The following is a 20,126-nucleotide window of genomic DNA, read 5'->3' on the forward strand; positions in this document are numbered from 1 at the left end:
ACGCGGATGTGCATCGGCTGATTCAAACGGTGACTTGCGGCGATCCGCTCGCTACACTCACGCCAAACGCCATCAGAGCGTAGAGGCAGAGCAGATGTCCGATACAGACAATTTTACAGCACGGTGGACGCGGCTGATGCACCGCGTGTCTGCGCGCAGGAGTGCGCGGGCGCATCCGGCTACGGGGTTCACCACCACACCTGAACCTCGCACGATCGGGCTGTTTGCGCGCGGAAAGCAGCTGGTTGCAGGCAATTTCCTTTTTGCGGGTCATCTGGTCAGCGAGCCCAAAACCGAGATCTGGGACATTGATGCGCCGGATGATGTTTTTGCGCAGGAGTTGCAGGGGTTTGCCTGGCTCGATGATCTGGCTGCGGTTGGGGACATGGCTGCCAGAGACCGTGCGCAGGAATGGGTCTGGCATTGGATTGATCTCTATGGCCGCGGCACCGGGCCGGGCTGGACCCCTGACCTCACGGGGCGTCGACTGATCCGCTGGATCAGCCACGCGATTTTTCTGTTGCGCGCGCAAGGCTCTGATCAGTCAGATGCGTTTTTTCAGTCGCTGGGTCAGCAAACAATTTTCCTCAGCAAGCGCTGGCACAAAACCGCTCCCGGTTTGCCGCGCTTTGAGGCTTTGACCGGGCTTATATACGCGGGCTTGGCGCTTGAGGGCATGGAGCAGCATGTTGAACCGGCCTGTAAGGCGCTCGACAAAGAATGTGCGCAACAGGTGGATGTGCAGGGCGGGATCCCAACGCGCAATCCTGAGGAACTGCTTGAGGTCTTTACGCTTTTGACCTGGGCCGCAACGGCGCTGCGGGATGCGGATCGAACACCATCTGACATTCATCTGCGCGCGATTGAGCGGATTGCGCCGACGCTGCGCACGTTGCGCCATGCGGACGGCAGTTTGGCGCGGTTTCATGGCGGCGGTCGCGGTATGGAAGGCCGGTTGGACCACGCGCTTGCGGAAAGCGGCAATAAGACCCGACAGGCGGACGGGCTTGCCATGGGCTATGCGCGGCTGAGTGCGGGCCGCACCAGCGTGGTGATTGATGCCAGCCCACCGCCTTCGGGCATAAGTGCGCTCAACGCTCATGCCTCGACGCTGGCTTTTGAGCTGACAAGTGGCCGACGCCCCGTGATCGTGAATTGCGGCTCTGGTGCCAGCTTCGGCGAGGATTGGCGCCGTTTTGGTCGGGCGACGCCCTCGCATTCGACGGTCACCATTGACGAGCTCTCCAGCGCGCGGCTCGGGCAGGAGGGCAAAGGCTGGCGCGAAGAGCAACTGGTGGATGCGCCGACAGATGTGCCCATTCAGATGAGCAATGCCAGCGACGGTCTGCGCTTTGAGGGCGGGCATGACGGCTACGTGCGCACCCACGGTCTGACCCATGCCCGCACCCTTGAGCTGACCTTTGATGGGCGCGGTATGGTTGGGGAAGATCTGTTGATCACCATGGATGACGCGGCCAAGCGTCGGTTTGACAGGGTGATGGACGAGAGCGCTCTGCAGGGGGTGCCTTATGAAATCGCCTTTCATCTGCATCCGGAGGCTGACGCCAGTCTGGATATGGGCGGGGCGGCGGTTTCGATTGCCTTAAAAAGTGGCGAGCTGTGGGTGTTTCGGCACGATGACGTGGCGAAATTGAGGGTGGATGCCAGCGTTTTCCTCGAAAAAGGGCGATTAAAACCACGTGCGACCAAACAAATCGTTCTATCCGGCGTGGCAATGGAGTATGCGACCCGCATCCGGTGGTCGTTGAGCAAAGCCCATGAGACCAATGTGGCAATCAGGGACTTGAACCGGGACGAGTTGGATTTGAACACCTGAGCCCAAGGATCATACCTCTATGAGCGACCTGCACCCCATCCGCCGCGCCCTGATTTCCGTGTCTGACAAGACCGGGCTGATCGAACTGGCCACCGCGCTGTCTGAACGGGGTGTCGAACTCCTCTCCACTGGTGGCTCTGCCAAAGCGATGCGCGATGCGGGGCTTGCGGTTAAAGACGTTTCTGAGGTGACAGGCTTTCCTGAGATGATGGGTGGCCGCGTGAAAACGCTGCATCCAAAGGTGCATGGCGGCCTTCTGGCACTGCGCGATAGCGATGATCACGTCGCCGCAATGGCTGAGCACGGCATCGGTGCCATCGACCTGCTGGTGGTCAACCTCTATCCGTTTGAGGCCACTGTTGCTGCAGGTGCTGACTATGACACCTGCATTGAGAACATCGACATTGGCGGCCCGGCAATGATCCGTGCGGCGGCCAAGAACCACGGCTTTGTGAATGTGGTTGTGGATGTTGAAGACTATGACGCGCTGCTGGCCGAACTGGAGGCCAATGATGGTCAGACCTCCTATGGGTTCCGTCAAAAGCTTGCTCAAACCGCTTATGCGCGCACCGGTGCCTATGACGCGGCCGTATCCAACTGGATGGCGACCGCTCTGGAGCAGCAGGCGCCACGCCGTCGTGCTTTCGCAGGTGAGATCAAACAAACCCTACGCTATGGTGAAAACAGCCACCAGACAGCGGCATTTTATACTGATGGTTCCGGTCGCCCCGGCGTGGCGACGGCTGTGCAGCTGCAGGGCAAAGAGCTGTCTTACAACAACATCAACGACACCGACGCGGCCTTTGAGCTGGTGGCGGAGTTTGATCCGGCAGAGGGGCCTGCTGTGGCGATCATCAAACACGCCAACCCTTGCGGCGTGGCCGTGGGCACGACGCTGGTTGAGGCCTATCAGAAAGCCTTTGATTGTGACCGCACCTCAGCCTTTGGCGGCATTGTGGCGCTGAACCAGCCGCTGGATGCTAAGACAGCCAGCAAAATCGTGGAAATCTTCACCGAAGTGGTGATTGCGCCGGGCGCTTCTGATGAAGCCAAAGAGATCTTTGCCGCGAAGAAAAACCTACGCTTGCTGCTGACAGAAGGTCTGCCTGATCCACGCGCGCCGATCACGGCCTACAAACAGGTGGCCGGTGGTGTTCTGGTGCAAGACAAGGATGTGGGGTCCGTTTCTGCGGACGAGCTGAAGGTGGTGACAAAGGTTGCGCCTAGCGCGGAACAGATGGCGGACCTTCAGTTCGCTTGGAAAGTCGCAAAACACGTTAAGTCCAATGCGATTGTCTATGTGAAAGACGGTGCGACTGTTGGTGTCGGCGCGGGGCAGATGAGCCGCCTGGACAGCGCGAATGTGGCCGCGGCCAAAGCGCAGCGTATGGCGGATGAGCTTGGCCTTGAGGAAAGCCCTGCGAAGGGCTCCGCAGTGGCCTCTGATGCTTTCTTCCCTTTTGCTGACGGGCTGTTGGAAGCGGCAGCGGCAGGCGGTACCTGCGTGATCCAGCCGGGCGGGTCCATGCGGGATGAGGAAGTCATCAAGGCGGCCGATGAGGCGGGCCTTGCGATGGTCTTCACCGGTATCCGCCACTTCCGTCACTGATCAACACGCCCTGCGATCGGGTCGCATTCGAACGCAGGGCGCGTCACCTTCAGCGGCTGAAATTACGTCAGCACCCTTGTTACATTGGGCAAACCTGACATACACTGCCGCCCAATGGCAAAATTAGAGATTCTGCGAACAACGCAGAACGCCGGGGCAGATAGGCAGAAAGGGGGCGCAGGTGATGCGTCTTGTATTTTGGGCAGGCTTTTGGGCCTTCATTACCGATCAGGCGAGCAAGTTTCTTGTTCTCAACGCATTGAACCTGCGTGAGGTTTTGCAGATCGACGTTCTGCCTCCTCTGTTGCGGTTCCATATGGCGTGGAATGACGGCATTAATTTTGGCCTGTTCTCTGGCAGCCCCGAAGCGGCCAAGTGGGTGCTGGTTGCGCTTGCGATGCTGATTTGCGGCTATGTGCTCTATTGGATGCGCAAAGATCCTCCGGGCAAATGGGGCATGATCAGCGCGGGGCTTCTGATTGGCGGCGCGCTGGGCAATGTTGTGGATCGCCTGCTGTTTGGCGCAGTTGTGGACTTTCTGAACATGTCCTGCTGCGGCATCGACAATCCCTATGCATTTAATGTCGCAGACATCTGGATCTTCGCGGGGGCGATTGGTCTCATCCTTTTTACCAGCGGTAAAAAAAGAGAGGCGTGACCTCCGTACCGTGATCAGGTAAAGCTGTGCAAATAGCTCTTGGAGAAGTGAATAATGAGCGTGGCACGGCTGAAGATTTTGGGTGTTTTCGCAGCGCTTTTGGTTGCCGGTTGTACCGGCGGCGGCACGTTGCATTCCAATGTATCAAGCGGCAATGGCCCTGATGAATTCGGCATTTTGCCGAGCAAAGAGCTGGTGGTACCCTCTGATCTTTCGGCCTTGCCGCCTCCCAATCCAACGGGCGTGAACCGGACCGATCAGGATCCGCTTGGCGACGCAGTTGCCGCGCTGGGTGGCTCTGCTGCAGCACGCAGTTCCCTTAACACCGCCATCCCAAGTGCAGATACTGCGCTGGTGAATTACGCGTCGCGTCAGGGGCGCGATGCCAATATCCGACAGGTTGTGGCGCAGGAAGACGAAGAATTCCGCGACCGCCGTGGCCGGTTCACAAGCATCCGCGTCTCCAAAAAAGGTCTGTATGAACAGGTTTACCGGCCCCAGACGCTGGACTTCCGCGAAGAATGGTGGCGGTGGAAGCGTGCAGGTGTGCGCACTCCGGCAGCCCCAGGAAACTAAGGGTTTTGCGATTGATGAGAATTGCGGGCGTTGACCCAAGCTGCCTCACAATCGCGTATGATGCCTTGAAGCGCCCCGTTTGGGGCGTAACTCTTTTTACAAAAGATGAGCCGCACCTTGCGCTGTTTGCGTAAGGTTTATGAGTGGCGATTGGTTGGGAGACATTTTGATGTTGCGACGCATTGTCTTGGCATTGGCGATGACTGCGGGGATGACAGCCCCGCTGCAGGCCGCCGATGATTTGGTGAGCACCTACACGCTTGATAACGGCATGCAGGTTGTCGTGGTGGAGGATCACCGAGCCCCGGTTGTGATGCACATGGTCTGGTACAAAGCAGGGTCAGCGGATGAGCGCCCCGGCGTGTCAGGCGTTGCGCATTTCCTGGAGCATTTGCTTTTCAAAGGCACAGAAACGCTTGAACCGGGTGAGTTTTCCGCAACCGTCGCCGCAAACGGCGGGCGGGACAACGCGTTCACAAGCTATGACGTGACAGCCTACCACCAGCGTGTGGCCTCAGACCGACTGGAGTTGATGATGCGTATGGAGAGCGACCGCATGGTCAATCTTCAACTCGACGAAGAGGACATCCTGACCGAACGCGATGTGATCATTGAGGAGCGCAACCAGCGGGTCGAGAACAATCCCGGCGCTCTGTTTCGCGAACAATTGAGCGCGGCGCAGTATCTCAACCACCGCTACGGTGTCCCTGTGATTGGCTGGCGCCACGAGATGGAGGCGCTTGATCTGGAGGATGCGCTGGAGTTCTACGAGGCTTACTATGCGCCCAACAACGCGATCTTGATTGTTGCGGGGGATGTAGAGCCCGATGAGGTCAAAGCGCTGGCGGATCAATACTATGGTGTGATCCCCGCCAATCCTGAGCTGCCGCCGCGCGCACGTCCGAGCGAGCCGCCGCAGTCCAGTGCCCGCCGTATGGAGTTTTACGATCCCCGCGTGGCGCAACCCTATGTCACCCGAAGCTATCTGGCCCCGGAGCGCAACAGTGGTGATCAGCGCCAAGCTGCGGCGCTGACGCTGTTGGCTGAATTGCTTGGTGGCGGGCAGACCTCTGTCCTGAGCCAGAAACTACAGTTTGAGACCAAGCAATCGGTCTATGCCGGAAGCTGGTATCGCGGGACGTCTCTGGATGCGACCACCTTCAACCTGATCATGGTGCCTGCCCCGGGTGTGGAAATGCAGGAGGCTGAAGAGGCCATGGACGACGCGGTGGCGGAGTTCATGCAAGAAGGCGTGGATGAAGCGCATCTGGAACGTATCAAGATGCAGCTGCGCGCCAGCCAGATTTATGAGCGCGACAACGTTGAGAGCGTGGCCAACCGATATGGGCGCGGACTGACCTCCGGGTTGACCATCGCGGATATTCAGGAATGGCCCGAGATTTTGAACGCGATCACCAGCGAAGAGATCATGGCCGCGGCCGAGGAAATCTTTGATGATCGTAGATCGGTCACGGGGTGGTTGATGACCCAAGAGCAGGAGGTGAGCCAATGATCCGTTTTGTCCTGGCCTTTGTCGCCTTTGTTGTGACCGTGCCTGCAGCATGGGCCGAAATCAACATCAAGGAAGTCACTTCTCCGGGCGGGATCAAAGCCTGGCTTGTCGAAGAACCCTCGATCCCATTTGTGGCACTTGAGCTGCGGTTCAAAGGGGGCACATCCTTGGATCAGCCGGGCAAACGTGGCGCGACCAACCTGATGGTGGGGCTGCTTGAAGAGGGCACGGGCGATCTGGATGCGCAGGGTTTTGCCAAGGCGAGCGAGGCGCTGGCTGCGCAGTTTGGCTATGACAGCCACGCCGATGCCGTGTCGATTTCCGCACGTATGTTGACCGAGAACCGCGACGAGGCCATCGACCTCCTGCGCCGCTCTCTGGTCGAACCAAGTTTCCCACAGACCGCATTGGATCGTGTGCGCGAGCAGGTGCTCTCAGGCATCCGCTCTGATCTGAAAGACCCTGAAAGCATCGCAGGGGCGCGGCTGGCCGCATTGATCTACGGCGACCATCCTTACGGCTCACCCGGTGAAGGGACGCTTGAGAGCGTCGCGGCCTTGAGCCGAGATGACATTGTGGCCGCACATCAGGGCGCGCTGGCGCAGGACCGCTTGTTTGTCGGTGTGGTCGGCGACATCACCGAAGACGAACTTGGTCCGATGCTGGATCGCCTGCTCGGAGATCTGCCTGAAACGGGTGCCCCGATGCCTGAAGATGCCAACGTTGCGATCAATGGCGGTGTGGACATCGTGGACTATGACACGCCGCAATCCGTGGCCCTTTGGGCGCAGGATGGTATCGATCGGGAAGACCCGGATTTCTTCGCCGCTTACGTGCTCAACACCATTCTCGGCGGAGGTGGGTTTGAGAGCCGCCTCATGACCGAGGTGCGTGAAAAGCGTGGTCTGACATATGGGGTCTATAGCTACCTTGTGCTGCGCGATCTCGCCAACGTCTACATGGGGAGTGTGTCTTCGGCCAACGACCGTGTGGCCCAGGCTGTGGGCGTGGTGAAAGACGAATGGGCACGTATGGCCGAAGAAGGCGCGACAGAAGACGAAGTGGAAAAGGCAAAGGCGCTTCTGACCGGGGCCTATCCGCTGCGCTTTGACGGCAATGGCGCAATCGCCCAGATCATGGTCTCGATGCAGATGGATGGCATGCCCATCGACTATATCGCGACCCGCAATGACAAGGTGAATGCCGTTACTGCTGAGGACGTCTCAAGAGTCGCTGGCGAACTGCTGGACCGTGATGGCCTGCAATTCGTTGTCGTTGGTCAGCCTGAAGGGCTGTAACGGGCAATGCTCCCAATCAGAAGGGCTGTGCGCGATCCTATGCGGCAGCCCTTTTTTGTGGGAAAAGGGCGGTTTCCTAAAGATTTGCGGATTAGCCAAACCGCTCCCTTGGGAAACCTGCGATTTCAAACTTCTCCCAGATCTTTTTGTGAAGTTTTCCGCTGTTTATCGGGATGCATTTCTTCAGGAAATACCAAGCCAGATAGCGCTCCAAATCAGCATCTGACGACAGCGCATTTTCCAGCGCGCTCGAAAACTGGCTCAGATCTGTAACGGTGTGCGCGACGTGGTGAAAGTCGGATTTGCCGCACAAAATTGCAGGCACGCCATGAAGATACCCCTCAAGCGCAACTGTGGAATTTATCGAAACCGTGCAGGCGCTTGCGTTTAGGATGTCGTGGACGTTTGCCTGTGTCGGCACTATGCGCGGATCGTTCTTCGCGAGAGCGTTCACTTCGGCAATTGTGGCCTCGTCACTGGAGATTGGGTGCGGCTTGACCACAATGGGTCGATCGCCCGCCGCCTTAAGAGTTGCCTGCAGCACATCCATGTCCGAGTGCTGGGTGGCTCTGGCATTGATGGGATATTGGCCCTGAAAGAAAATGGCGACCGCATTTCTTTCGAAGGCTTGGTGGACTTCCGGCTGGTCATATTTGGATTTCCGCTTCTCCAAATAACGCCGTTTTATATTGCGGGAAAAAGTCTGAACACGGTGATCGGCAATCATCGAGGGACTGTAGGCATCTTCTCCAATCGAGGAGAAGGCTTTTGTTCCCTGAGGATCAAGATGCCAAAACTCCCAAAGGTAGGCGACGCCGGCATTAAGAACGCCGGCAGCTCTGACAGAGCGATCATCAATGATGTGAAGGTCGCCATCGTTGAAACGGTCATCTGTGATGCTGCGTGTGCAGACGCGTATGTCGCGTGCGCGAATCTCAACCGAAATGCCCTCAGCATGCCCTAGGTCTACAATCTCTCGGTAGAGCCGTAGATGCCATCCATTCAGCTCCGGATTGGCGTCATTTGATTTCAGGTGCAGGACAATCTTGGGCATTTGAGTGAGGTAATCTATCAAGCTGGCAGCACGGATTACTCCGGTTTGCTTTCATGTCCGTAAATCGCAGTCAGCTCCGACAACGGCATTGGCTTGGCAAAAAGAAATCCCTGTAATTCCGAGCAGCCAGACTCCGTGAGAAAATCGCGCTGTTCTTCGGTTTCGACCCCTTCAACCACAACTGTCATGCCCAATACCTGACCTAGGTTGATCATGGTCGACAAAAGGCCCTTTGCATCCTCCGTCAGGTCAGGGCCTGAGAGGAAGCTCTTGTCGATCTTGAGCGTCTGAAAATCATAGAGATGCAGATAGCTCAGGCTGGAGTAGCCCGTGCCAAAATCATCCAGAGCAAAGCGCACACCCAGTTCGGTGAGGTCTTCCTGGACGGATTTTGTCTCTTCAATCCGGTCAAGAATTTCAGTTTCCGTAATCTCGATTGTCAGCTGCTCCGGCTGCAATTGGTTCGTCTTAAGCAGAGTGCGGATCTCGTCTGGAAACCCTTTGTGAAGCAATTGAGAGGTGTTGACGTTGATTGTCACGCCAAAGTCCATGGGCCACTCTGCTGCGTCTCTGATGGCCGTCTGCGTGACCCAGCGGCTGATTTCCGGCATAAGGCCACTGGCTTCGGCGAGCGGCAGAAATCGATCCGGTGAGATCCGTCCTCGGGTTGGATGATTCCAGCGCAACAGCGCCTCTGCATGGGTTGGCTTGGCGTGTTCAGAGCAGATGATCGGTTGATAAAATAGCTCAAGTTCACCGTTGCGCACGGCCTTCTGCAAATCTTCACGCAGATCACGGTTTTCTTTCAGGCTCGCATCCATCGTGGGGTCAAAGACGGCGAGGCCGAAATGGCTGACCTCTTTGGAGCGGTTCAGCGCTACATCTGCGGCGCGCACAAGTTCGTCAATGCTGGTTCCATGATCTGGAAAGTAGGCCAGCCCCGCGCTGGCGGAGGTCTCAATCAGCTGCCCCTCAAAGCGCAGGGGTTGCATGAGCGCCATGAGCACTTCCCTGATCTGTGTTTCGACGTCTGTACGTTGGTTAAATCCACGCACCAAAAGCAGGAACTCATCGCCGCCCACGCGGCCGGCAATCAGATCTGAGCCAAGACGTTCGGTAATACGCTGGGCAACCGCCCCCACCAGCGCGTCACCAGCTGCATGCCCCCAAGCATCGTTCACTTTTTTCAGGTTGTCCAAATCCAGATAAATAAGCGCTGTGAGCTCTGCGCCATCTGACGTCAGGGCCTCTCTGGCACGCGCAAAGAAATGGTCGCGGAGTGAAAATCCGGTCAGATTGTCGTGGTTCGCATCATAGCGGGACTGCAGCGCGATTTCTTCGAGTTTTTTGTGAGCTGCAGCGTTGCTGCGCACCACGCGCCAGGTGAACCAGGTTATGGTGCCGATCAGCAGTAAGAGCAGCGGCGTGGCAGCCACGATAATCCGTGTGCCTTGCCCCATAGGTTGCCATGCGAAGTAACCAAGGGGAGCCTCGTCGGGCCCTGTGATCAGGAAGGCGTTTCGGCCACGGCCTAGAGTGTTGGTGTCGTCAATTTCAGCTAAGAACAGATGTGGCGAAATTTGCGCCAGCTTGGTGTCATCCAAAATCTGTAAGGTGGTGAGTATGTAGGGCGGCGCGTCGATGAGCGGGACCATACCGGGATCGGGGATAATGGCATAGCTCGCAGCAAGGGCTATTTGGTCCCCCCAGCGCAGAGCATGAATGTCAGACAGCGCGTCAAGCATGCCTGAGAAATTGCTGTCCTCAGGTATGCGGTTGGAAGCCTCCTCAAGGTAGGTCTGACGAATTTGCGCTGCGGCGTCCCAGATGCTGGGCAATGTGTCTGCCGTGATTTGCGCGAGGGGCGGATCACTTTCCGCGTGTAGAAAGGCCACGCTATTATCCGGCGCGATCAAAAACGCTGCCTTATAAGTTGTCTCAGCAATCATATCGTCGACAAAGCGCGATTCGACCCAAGGTGCGGAAAAATTGACAGAGATGTTGCGGTAAGCGGCATCTGAAGCGGCATAGGGTTTTAGCGCTGAGAGCATGCTGGCTTTCTCGCGCTCATACATCAAAGATACAAAACGGTTTTCGCGTTCAGCAGCGGTTTGCTCTGACGACCAAATCCTGAAAAAAACCAATGCAAACGCGATGATAACAATGGCAAACGAGAGGAGGACGACCGAACCTACGGGAGGCGAGAAAGGCAGTTTCCCCAATCGCTTCTGCAATGTGCTGACCCTTCTGGTTCAACGGCTGAAGGAAGGTGTGCCTTCCGCCTAACTATCTCAATCCCTTCGCTCCAGCAGAGCAAAATAGGTGGGTTTTGGCTTGGTCCGTTGCCGGAAAATGTGCGGGAAAACCAGAGGGAGATCAACGAAGAACTGTGTAGTCTTTCTGCCTATTTCTCTTTGTTCTTGGCGTGACAGCCAAAAGCGCAACTACGCCCGCAGTTCCGAATTTTCGCGAGACGTGCCTGCTCTAACATCATCGCCGATACCTAATATAGATCAGGAGAAAGCGGTTTTTCTTGAAGGAGATTTGGTGGAGCCTAGGAGGATCGAACTCCTGACCTCTACAATGCCATTGTAGCGCTCTCCCAGCTGAGCTAAGGCCCCAAATCTGTCAGGCCTATCAGCCTGTGCGCGCCTAATTAGGCGTATCCCGGGGCAGGTTCAAGCGAAAAATTCCGCCCCGGAGAAGTTTTTTTGCCGTTCGGCTGACGATCAGCTGTCGTCGTCTTCAGAGGCAACGTCCGCGATCTCATCGAGCGAAACGTTGTCGTCCTCGTCGTCATCCAGAACATCATCTTCGAGGTCTAGATCAACGGCGTCGTCATCATCCAGCACGTCATCTGCATCATCCAGATTGGCGGCTTTGGCTTTCAGTGTTGCGGCATCCTCGGCGTCTGCTGCAATCATGCGGCTCTTGCCCGCATCTACTTCTACGATGTCGCCAGTGTATGGGCTGACAACAGGATCTTTGTTCAGGTCATAAAAACGCTTGCCGGTGGTCGGGCACACGCGTTTGACGCCCCATTCTTCTTTGGGCATGGGTAATCCCCTTCAATCGGTTGAGTCGCTCTCGACGGTTTGCGCCACGTGCCATATCAAGGGCCGCGTGTCAAAGGGTATCACTGCAAACGCGGCCAAGGAGCGTAAATGACGCAACATATCATCCCCGGAACACCACCTGTGACGGTGGCTTTGCGTCAGTCTTCCCGTGCGCGGCGCATCAGCCTGCGTGTATCGCGGCTTGATGGCAAAGTGACACTCACTGTGCCACGCGGGGTGAGCACTCGTGAGGCACTCGGTTTTGCTGAAGAAAAGCAAGACTGGCTGCGCAGACAGCTATCTCAACAGCCGGAGCAGGTTTTGGTCGCGCCGGGTGCCGTGTTGCCAGTGGCTGGCCGGGATCGGCTGGTTGTCGCCGGGCAGGGCCGGTCGGTTGTGTTGGGGCAGGATGAAATTGCCGTGCCGGGACGCGCTGATCTGGTTGGGCGCAAAGTGCAGGGCTTTTTGAAAGAGCTTGCTCGGCACCGATTGTCGGAGGCCGTCGATCACTATGCGGCGCATTTGAGACTGCCCTACAGCCGGATGACGCTGCGGGACACGCGCTCGCGCTGGGGGTCCTGCACTTCGGCGGGGGCGCTGATGTTTTCCTGGCGATTGGTGATGGCAGCCCCAGATGTGCTGGACTATGTCGCCGCCCATGAAGTGGCTCATCTGAAAGAAATGAATCATTCCCCAGCGTTTTGGAATGTGGTGACGCAACTCTATGGCCCATACGAGGCGCCGCGCCGATGGCTGCGCACTGATGGGCAGGTCTTGCATCGTTACCGATTTGGCGGGTCCTGAGCTCAGCGTCACTTGCAGCGAAGTCATTGACGTCGCGATGCTTTGTGATCACAACGGCAGAATGATCCCACAACCTCGCCCCTCCCAAGACCAATCCACTTCGGCGCATGACCGTGTTTACCGCGCCTTGCGCACCAAGATCATGTATGGCGAGATGGCGCCGGCCGAAGCGCTGACCCTGCGCGGCATTGGAAAAGACTATGAGGTCTCCATGACGCCAGCGCGTGAAGCTGTGCGGCGCCTGGTGGCGGAAGGCGCTTTGACGCTTTCCAGCTCAGGCCGCGTGGCCACCCCCGAACTTTCGAGTGAGCGTCTGGAAGAGTTGGCCGCATTGCGTGCGCTGATCGAGGTGGAGCTGGCCAGCCGCGCGCTGCCACGGGCTCATATGGCGCTGATCGACCGGCTGGTGACGATCAACAGCACTGTGGCTGAGGCTGTCAGTAAGGGGGACGCGGTCGGCTACATCCGCGCCAATCTGGATTTTCATCGCACGCTTTATTTGCGCGCTCAGGCACCGGCCATGCTGGCAATGGCAGAGACCGTCTGGTTGCAGCTTGGACCCACCATGCGCGCGCTGTATGGGCGTCTGCGGCGTACGGAACCTCCCCACTATCACCGCCTCATTATTGCGGCGCTCAAGGCCGGAGACGAGCCGGGGCTTCGGCTCGCTGTGCGCTCAGATGTGACGCAGGGATTGCGGCTGCTCGCGCGGTAATCAGCCCCGCGACGGCCAAGCGTGGTGATAGTCGTCAATGACAATCGCATGCGCATGTTTGCGTGGACCATGCTCTTTGAGGTGGGGGTGATCCGGCGGCAAATCCGGATGTTCATGCGGCATGTCGGCAGGAGATGGCCGCCAGAGGCGCAGACCGATCCAAACGCTCGCAAGGCCGATCAGGCTGAGCGCTCCCAATGAAAGCGCCTGAGAGCCAGCTGTGGCTGTCCAGCCTGCCAAAGGGTAGGCGATCAGCCAGCAGGCATGGCTGAGGGCAAAATGCGCGGTGAAAACCGCAGTCCGGTCTTCTGAGTGCGCTGAGCGTTTCAGGAGCCGTCCGGAAGGTGTCATCACGGCGGAATAAAGCAGGCCCGCGCAGAGCCAGATGGCCAGAAACCCGATCCATGACAGCGGGCCATTGGCCCAGACCCAGGCCGCATGGCACAGTTGGATGGCTGCGAGCACTGCGGCTGCTGCGCTCATCAACGCGCGATCAGAGATGTGATGAAGCAAACGAGGCAGCATCAGGGCTGTGATCATACTGCCCGCGCCGAAGGCGCCCATGGCAATCGCCAGCCCATTTTCAGCCATGCCATACGTGTTGCGCACCACGACGACAGTGTTCACCAGAACATAGGCTGTTGTGGCGGCTGCGGCCATGTTGAATGCGAGAAGTCCGCGCAGGCGGGGCGTCGCCAGATAGATCCAGCTGCCACGCGTCAGGCGCGACACAAACGGGCGGTCGGCGCTGGCTTTGTGGGGCGGCAGTTTGGTGCTGAGAATCAGCAATGCAGAGAGGAAGAACCCTGCGGCTGTGCCCGCAAACAAACCATGGAAGCTCATAAAGAGCAGCAAGAGACCGGCGAAGGCGGGGGATAAGATATTTTCCAGATCAGACGCGAGGCGAGAGAGCGATAGCGCTTGTGTATATTCGTCTTCATCAGGAAGGATCTCAGGGATCGTGGCCTGAAATGTCGGAGTGAAAATACCCGAAGCCACCTGCAGCAGGAAAATTAGCCCATAAACCTGCGCTACGCTGTCCACAAACGGCAGGCTCAGCGCCACAGCAATGCGGATGGCGTCCGCCCCAACCAGGACTGCCCGTCGCGGAAGCTTGGCCACAAGTGCGCCCATCACAGGTGACAGGCCAACATAGGCCACCATTTTGATGGTGTAAGCGATGCCCAAAACGGCCCCGGCATTGGCCCCTGCCAGATCATAGGCGAGCAGGCCAAGCGCGATTGTGAGAAGTCCGCTACCAGCCAGCGCGACGAGTTGCGCGGCAAACAGGCGTGAAAACGTGGGGTGTTTGAGCAAGTTCAACATGACGCCAGAGTACCGCGTTGGCGCGCCTCAGCAAAGCCATGTTCGTCGCGACAAACAGCTCGGAGGCTGCGGCTTGCGGTCTCAGGCGCAAGCCGTCTTTTCAATCTGTTTTTTTGAAAGGAGGACAGCGCAGGTTAGGCTGCCAGCCCTTTGGCCCCGATGTTCAGGAACTTCTTACGGCGGTTGGAGACCAATTCATCCGCAGGCATTTCCGCCAGTTCGCCAAGCATGTCTTCGATGGCTTTGCGGACGTTTTCCATGGTTGCGGCACGGTCACGATGAGCGCCGCCTTTCGGCTCCGCGATAATCCGGTCTGCCACGCCAAGCTGGTGCAAGTCTTGCGCGGTCACGCGCAGAGCTTCTGCCGCTTCACGCATCTTGGTGCTGTCTTTCCAGAGGATAGACGCGCAGCCTTCAGGGCTGATCACCGAATATACCGAATGCTCCAGCATGGCGACGCGGTTTGCCGTGGCAAATGCCACAGCACCGCCGGAGCCACCTTCGCCAATGATCACGGAGACCAAAGGCACACCAATTTGCAGGCACATTTCGGTGGAGCGTGCGATGGCCTCAGACTGGCCTCGCTCTTCCGCGCCTTTGCCAGGATACGCACCTGCAGTGTCCACCAGCGTCACAACCGGCAGGCCGAATTTTGCCGCCATTTCCATCAGGCGCACAGCTTTGCGGTAGCCCTCTGGGCGCGCCATACCGAAATTATGCGCGATGCGGGATTTGGTGTCGTTGCCCTTTTCTTGGCCGATCACCATCACGGGCTTTCCGTTAAAACGGGCAAGGCCACCCATAACGGCGAGATCGTCTGCAAAGTTCCGGTCGCCCGCAAGCGGGGTGTAATCGGTGAACAGCGTGTCGATATAGTCGCGGCAATGCGGGCGCTCCGGGTGGCGTGCCACTTGGCATTTCCGCCATGGTGTCAGGTCTTTGTACAGTTCTTCCAGCAGATCGGCCGCTTTGCGATCCAGTGCTGCGGCTTCGTCAGCCACGTCCATCTCTTCGTTCTGACGCGCCAGCGCGCGCAGCTCTTCGGCTTTGCCCTCGATCTCTGCAAGTGGTTTTTCGAAGTCGAGATAGTTGGTCATTGGGCACTCCCGGCGCATTCCTTACGTTTCCGCTATATGACGCTGACGGAGCGTAATTGCAACGGTATGCGCCATGTGGCCAATATTGAGGCAGGGTGCAGCGCAAGTTAGCAAGATTTGTGATCTGGCTTCATGTCATCAGGACGGGGTCGGGATCGCTCTGAATCCTGCTTTGTTTTCATACTCCAAACCATTGGGAGACTCGCACTATGTCCGCCAGCTACGAAGACCGCATCCTGCGGGTTTTGGCCTACATCCATGACAATACGGATGGAGACCTGTCTTTGGACGCGCTGGCAGATGTGGCGGCGATGTCGCGCTTTCACTGGCATCGCGTCTTTCATGCGCTGACCGGTGAAACCTGTGCACAAGCGGTGCGGCGCATTCGTCTGCATCGCGCAGCGGTTTGGCTGGCGCAGGGAGAGATGTCTCTGTCGGAGATTGCGGCGCGCACGGGGTATGGCAAACAAGGCAGTTTCTCACGTGCGTTCTCTGACGCTTATGGCATCAGCCCGTCGGCGTATCGCGCCGCAGGGCAGGTGGCATTGCTCAATCCGGATTTAAAAACAGGATGTTACCCTATGCATGACGTAGATATTCGCAATGAACCCAGCCGCCGTCTGGTCGGAGTGCCCCACAAAGGCGCCTATCATGAGATTGGCAAAAGTTTCGAAGCCTTCGGAGCCATGTGTGAAAGTCGTGCCCTCTGGCCCAATGTGCGCGCGGTGATCGCGGTCTATCAGGACAGTCCCGAAGTTGTGCCGGAAGCGGAACTGCGCAGTCTCGCAGGTGCCGAATTCGTCGGTGAGGGCACGCCGGAAGGGATGGAGGGCTTTGCGCTCCCGGGTGGTAGAACCGCCGTGCTGACCTACAAGGGGCCTTATTCCGGCATCTCGGCGGCCTATCATTCTCTCTATGGCAATTGGCTGCCCGCCTCTGGCGAAGAGCCCGCAGATCAGCCTTGTTACGAGATCTATCTCAACAACCCGCGCGACACAGCACCTGAGGATCTTCTGACGGAAATCTGCATGCCGTTGGCTGCAAAATAATGCGCGGGCCTCAGCCGGAGAACACCACCGGATAAAGCGAGGCAACTAGCAGCGCCGCCATTGTCCAGTTGAACGCTGTGAGGCGGGCAGGAGAGGTCAATAGGCGGCGCATCTGCTGACCAAGCACGGTCCAGCTCGACACACAAGGCAGGTTCACCGCGCCAAAAGCGCCCGCCACAAGCAGGATCGTGAGCACTGTGCGATCTGGCGCATAAAGCGTGATCGCCGTCAGCGCCATGGTCCAGGCTTTTGGGTTTACCCACTGAAAGATCGCCGCCTGCATGAAGGTCATGGGTGTGCCACTTGTGCCGCCCTCCTGCGGAGCACCGGCGCGCGCAATCTTGAAAGCGAGCCACAAAAGATAGGCGACCGAAGCCACGGAAAGTGCTGTATGTGCGATCGGAAACCGGTCAAAAACCTGCATAAGACCAAGTCCCACCAGCGCGACCATCACCACAAATCCGATGCCGACACCCAGCATATGTGGGATCGTGCGCGCAAAGCCGAAGTTGGCCCCAGAGGCCATCAGCATCAGGTTGTTCGGCCCCGGCGTGATGGAGGACACAAAGGCAAAGATCATGAGGGCGGTGAGGATATCGTAAGTCATGGCACCAATCTGGTGCAAAGCAAACGCTGTTTGGTTGCGTTTTTGTGTGATCAATGTCTCTTTTCACAATTAATGGCGAAACTGGATCATATTGACGAACATATATTGCGTGAGCTGTCGCGTGATGGACGGATGAGCAACCTTGCCTTGGCGGAAAAGGTCGGCTTGTCGCCTTCCGCCTGCCTGCGCCGGGTAGCGGTTTTGGAAAAGGCCGGAATCATCTCCGGCTATCGCGCTGTTCTCAACCGCGCGGCCCTCGGCTCGGGTTTTGTGGCTTACGTGACTGTTGGCCTCAACAAACACACCAAAGACGCCCAAGAAGCCTTTGAGCGGGCGATGGCCATGGCTCCGGAGGTGCGGGAGTGTCACAATATCACCGGTCAGGTGGAATATCTGCTGCGCGTGGAGGCAGCGGATTTGACCGCTTATAAAGCGTTTCACACCGACGTCCTTGGCACTGTGCCGCAGGTGAATGCGATCACCAGCTATGTGGTGATGGGCTCGCCCAAAGACGAACGCGCCTAAGTGCAGAAACAAAAAAAGACCCCGCCGTCAGGCGAGGCCTAATGGTGCAATCATGTCTGCGCTTAGCTGGCCGCGATCAGCTCAGCCTGTGCCACGATAACCTCGGCTTGCTTGATGGAGGCGATGTCCACAAGGCGACCTTTGTAGACAGTGGCGCCTTCGCCGTTTGCCTTGGCCTGCTCCATGGCTGCGAGAATTTCGCGTGCCTCGGTGACAGCTTCCTCAGACGGGGTGAACACCTCATTGGCCAGCGCAATCTGCTTGGGGTGGATCGCCCATTTGCCAACCATGCCCAACGTCGCAGAGCGTTTCGCCTGTGCGATATAGCCTTCATCGTCAGAGAAGTCGCCAAACGGGCCGTCCACTGGCAGCACCCCATGGGTGCGGCAGGCTGCGACGATGGCGGCTTGCGCCCAGTGCCATGGATCAGACCAGTGTTTCTGGCCTTCATGCAGCATGTAGTAGTTTTCCTGCGTGCCACCGATGCCAGTGGTCTGCATACCCATCGAGGCGGCAAAGTCTGCAGCGCCGAGGCTCATGGCCACCATGCGCGGGGAGGCTGCGGCGATCTCTTCCACATGGGCGATGCCCGCCGCCGATTCGATGATGACTTCAAAATCAATGCGCTTGCTGCGCCCTTTGGCGGCTTCGATTGCTGTGACCAGCGCATCCACGGCGTAGATGTCGCCTGCGCAGCCCACTTTGGGGATCATGATCTGGTCCAGACGGTCGCCGGTTTGCTCCAGCAGATCCACAACGTCGCGATACCAGAATGGTGTGTCCAGACCATTGATGCGCACGGAAATGGTCTTGTTGCCCCAGTCGATGGTGTTGATCGCTTCAATCGCGTTGGCGCGCGCCATGTCTTTGTCTGTGGGGGCCACAGAGTCTTCGAGGTCGATGTTGATCACATCTGCTGCCGAAGCTGCCATCTTGGCAAAGAGCTTGGTGTTGGAGGCCGGGCCAAACAGCTGGCAGCGGTTGGGGCGGGCGGGGGCGGCAGGCTGGATGCGGAAACTCATATCTATCGGTCTCTCGGTAAGGAAATTACGTTTTCGTCGCCTGTTGTGGTATGAAGTTGCGCGTCGATGCGCAAGGATATTTTGCATCTGCGGCAAGGCGACGCCGCGTTGCGGCGCAGGCTGGCGCTGATGCGATTTGTTTGCGGCTTTCCGCTTTGGGAAAGGAGAAATCTCCTTAAAATCCGAATAATGCGAAATAATCTTCGAACTTTTTGCCGTTTCGGGCAGGTTTCACAAGGAAATTTCATCATTGCTCGCAGAATATAGGTCAGGAAGACTTACGCGACGATGACAGGGAAGGACGCGCTATGATCGAGACACCGTATCTTTTGTTTCTGGGTGATGCGCCGGACCAGCTGGCGGCCAAAGTGGCTCAGGGCATCAAAGACTGGCGGCCAGAAAACGCCGTCGGCCAATTCCGTATGGAAGGCTGCAAGGCGGATATGGGCCTGACCGATATGAGCCTCGTTGAGGCGCGCGAAGCCGGCGCAAAAACGCTGGTGATCGGTGTGGCCAACCGGGGTGGCGTGATTTCTCAGGAATGGAAAAAAGTGCTGGTGATGGCGCTGGAGGAAGGCTTTGATCTCGCGTCCGGCCTGCACAACCTGCTGCGCGACGAGCCGGACCTGGTGGCTGTTGCCGAAGCAACCGGCCGCACATTGCATGACGTGCGTGTGCCTGAGGTGGAATACCCGATTGCCAATGGTAAGAAGCGCACAGGCAAGCGCTGTCTAGCTGTGGGCACCGATTGTTCCGTGGGCAAAATGTACACTGCGCTCTGCATGGACGCTGAGATGCGCAAGCGGGGTATGAAATCCACCTTCCGTGCCACCGGTCAGACCGGCATTCTGGTCACCGGCGACGGTGTGCCGCTGGATGCGGTGATCGCGGACTTCATGGCGGGCTCGGTTGAATGGCTGACCCCGGACAATGACGAAGACCACTGGGATCACATCGAAGGGCAGGGCAGCCTGTTCCACGTGTCTTATTCCGGTGTGACCATGGCGCTGATCCATGGCGGCCAACCAGATGCGCTGATCCTGGCACACGAGCCGACCCGCGATCACATGCGTGGTCTGCCGGAGTATCAGCAGCCGAGCCTTGAAGCGCTGCGCGACATGGCGCTGCCATTGGCACAGGTTGCCAACCCGGCCTGTCAGGTTGTGGGCGTGTCGGTGAACACCCAGCACATGGCAGAGGACGAAGCCAAGGCCTATCTGGCGCAAATCGAGGCTGACATGGGTCTGCCAGCCACCGATCCGTTCCGCTTTGGTGCGGGCAAGCTGGTGGACGCGCTGGCGGCATTGTAAACTCATACGGGCTGGACCGGGGGCGCTGCTCCCGGACCCCCGGGATATTTTTGGCAAGAGGAAGAGGCGC

At 58.0% G+C, this 20,126-nt stretch carries 18 protein-coding genes and 1 tRNA gene; 11 read left to right on the plus strand and 8 right to left on the minus strand.

Annotated elements, in window-relative coordinates:
• The first annotated feature begins 94 nt into the window (after positions 1-94).
• The 6 genes from J7400_RS02965 (at position 95) to J7400_RS02990 (ending at position 7,491) form a co-directional block, all read left to right on the plus strand.
• Positions 95-1,837 carry a heparinase II/III family protein gene (locus J7400_RS02965; RefSeq protein WP_209058929.1) on the plus strand — a complete coding sequence of 581 codons (1,743 nt, stop codon included), beginning with the start codon at positions 95-97 and terminating at the stop codon, positions 1,835-1,837.
• Between the two features lie 19 nt (positions 1,838-1,856).
• On the plus strand, positions 1,857-3,446 hold the full coding sequence (gene purH / locus J7400_RS02970) for a bifunctional phosphoribosylaminoimidazolecarboxamide formyltransferase/IMP cyclohydrolase (RefSeq protein WP_209058932.1): 1,590 nt from the start codon (positions 1,857-1,859) through the stop codon (positions 3,444-3,446).
• Between the two features lie 184 nt (positions 3,447-3,630).
• The gene (gene lspA, locus J7400_RS02975; protein ID WP_209058935.1) at positions 3,631-4,104 is read left to right on the plus strand and encodes a signal peptidase II; all 474 of its coding nucleotides are present in this window, start codon (positions 3,631-3,633) and stop codon (positions 4,102-4,104) included.
• A gap of 54 nt (positions 4,105-4,158) precedes the next feature.
• Positions 4,159-4,680 (plus strand): DUF3035 domain-containing protein, encoded by a 522-nt coding sequence (locus tag J7400_RS02980; protein ID WP_209058946.1) that lies wholly within the window; start codon positions 4,159-4,161, stop codon positions 4,678-4,680.
• A gap of 169 nt (positions 4,681-4,849) precedes the next feature.
• Positions 4,850-6,193, plus strand: coding sequence for a pitrilysin family protein (locus tag J7400_RS02985; RefSeq protein ID WP_209058948.1), 1,344 nt, complete (start codon positions 4,850-4,852; stop codon positions 6,191-6,193).
• Positions 6,190-7,491: a pitrilysin family protein gene (locus J7400_RS02990; RefSeq protein WP_209058950.1), complete on the plus strand. Its 1,302-nt coding sequence runs from the start codon at positions 6,190-6,192 to the stop codon at positions 7,489-7,491. The genes J7400_RS02985 and J7400_RS02990 overlap by 4 nt, the downstream gene beginning before the upstream one ends.
• Positions 7,492-7,582: 91 nt before the next feature.
• Here the strand turns inward: J7400_RS02990 and J7400_RS02995 are convergent, their stop codons facing one another.
• From J7400_RS02995 to J7400_RS03010, 4 genes are all read right to left on the minus strand, one after another.
• Positions 7,583-8,545 (minus strand): hypothetical protein, encoded by a 963-nt coding sequence (locus J7400_RS02995; RefSeq protein ID WP_209058952.1) that lies wholly within the window; start codon positions 8,543-8,545, stop codon positions 7,583-7,585.
• A 35-nt stretch (positions 8,546-8,580) separates the two neighbouring features.
• On the minus strand, positions 8,581-10,620 hold the full coding sequence (locus tag J7400_RS03000) for an EAL domain-containing protein (RefSeq protein ID WP_280637973.1): 2,040 nt from the start codon (positions 10,618-10,620) through the stop codon (positions 8,581-8,583).
• A gap of 470 nt (positions 10,621-11,090) precedes the next feature.
• Positions 11,091-11,166, minus strand: a tRNA-Ala gene (locus J7400_RS03005).
• 108 nt (positions 11,167-11,274) lie between these two features.
• Complete coding sequence (locus J7400_RS03010) at positions 11,275-11,601, minus strand: TIGR02300 family protein (RefSeq protein WP_209058958.1); 327 nt, start codon at positions 11,599-11,601, stop codon at positions 11,275-11,277.
• Positions 11,602-11,709: 108 nt separating this feature from the next.
• Here J7400_RS03010 and J7400_RS03015 point away from each other — a divergent pair, with 108 nt between their 5' ends.
• Together J7400_RS03015 and J7400_RS03020 are read left to right on the plus strand one after the other, a co-directional pair.
• The gene (locus J7400_RS03015) at positions 11,710-12,405 is read left to right on the plus strand and encodes a SprT family zinc-dependent metalloprotease (protein WP_209058963.1); all 696 of its coding nucleotides are present in this window, start codon (positions 11,710-11,712) and stop codon (positions 12,403-12,405) included.
• Positions 12,406-12,466: 61 nt separating this feature from the next.
• Positions 12,467-13,120 carry a GntR family transcriptional regulator gene (locus J7400_RS03020; RefSeq protein WP_209058983.1) on the plus strand — a complete coding sequence of 218 codons (654 nt, stop codon included), beginning with the start codon at positions 12,467-12,469 and terminating at the stop codon, positions 13,118-13,120.
• Here the strand turns inward: J7400_RS03020 and J7400_RS03025 are convergent, their stop codons facing one another.
• Positions 13,121-14,446, minus strand: coding sequence for an MFS transporter (locus tag J7400_RS03025; protein ID WP_209058985.1), 1,326 nt, complete (start codon positions 14,444-14,446; stop codon positions 13,121-13,123). It abuts the gene before it with no gap.
• A 134-nt stretch (positions 14,447-14,580) separates the two neighbouring features.
• On the minus strand, positions 14,581-15,543 hold the full coding sequence (locus J7400_RS03030) for an acetyl-CoA carboxylase carboxyltransferase subunit alpha (protein ID WP_209058989.1): 963 nt from the start codon (positions 15,541-15,543) through the stop codon (positions 14,581-14,583).
• A 209-nt stretch (positions 15,544-15,752) separates the two neighbouring features.
• Between J7400_RS03030 and J7400_RS03035 the strand changes: the two genes are divergently transcribed.
• Positions 15,753-16,592 (plus strand): AraC family transcriptional regulator, encoded by an 840-nt coding sequence (locus J7400_RS03035; protein WP_209058992.1) that lies wholly within the window; start codon positions 15,753-15,755, stop codon positions 16,590-16,592.
• Positions 16,593-16,602: 10 nt separating this feature from the next.
• On the opposite strand, the gene J7400_RS03040 is transcribed toward J7400_RS03035, so the two are convergent.
• Positions 16,603-17,199 (minus strand): LysE family translocator, encoded by a 597-nt coding sequence (locus tag J7400_RS03040; RefSeq protein WP_209058995.1) that lies wholly within the window; start codon positions 17,197-17,199, stop codon positions 16,603-16,605.
• A gap of 72 nt (positions 17,200-17,271) precedes the next feature.
• Between J7400_RS03040 and J7400_RS03045 the strand changes: the two genes are divergently transcribed.
• Positions 17,272-17,724 (plus strand): Lrp/AsnC family transcriptional regulator, encoded by a 453-nt coding sequence (locus J7400_RS03045; protein WP_209058999.1) that lies wholly within the window; start codon positions 17,272-17,274, stop codon positions 17,722-17,724.
• Between the two features lie 62 nt (positions 17,725-17,786).
• Here the strand turns inward: J7400_RS03045 and J7400_RS03050 are convergent, their stop codons facing one another.
• Positions 17,787-18,746 carry a CoA ester lyase gene (locus J7400_RS03050; protein WP_209059006.1) on the minus strand — a complete coding sequence of 320 codons (960 nt, stop codon included), beginning with the start codon at positions 18,744-18,746 and terminating at the stop codon, positions 17,787-17,789.
• Between the two features lie 308 nt (positions 18,747-19,054).
• Between J7400_RS03050 and dgcN the strand changes: the two genes are divergently transcribed.
• Entirely contained in the window at positions 19,055-20,056 is a 1,002-nt protein-coding gene (gene dgcN, locus J7400_RS03055; protein ID WP_209059012.1) for an N-acetyltransferase DgcN, read from the plus strand.
• Positions 20,057-20,126 lie beyond the last annotated feature (70 nt).

The organism is Shimia sp. R9_2 (genome assembly GCF_017743735.1).
Lineage (GTDB): Bacteria > Pseudomonadota > Alphaproteobacteria > Rhodobacterales > Rhodobacteraceae > Shimia.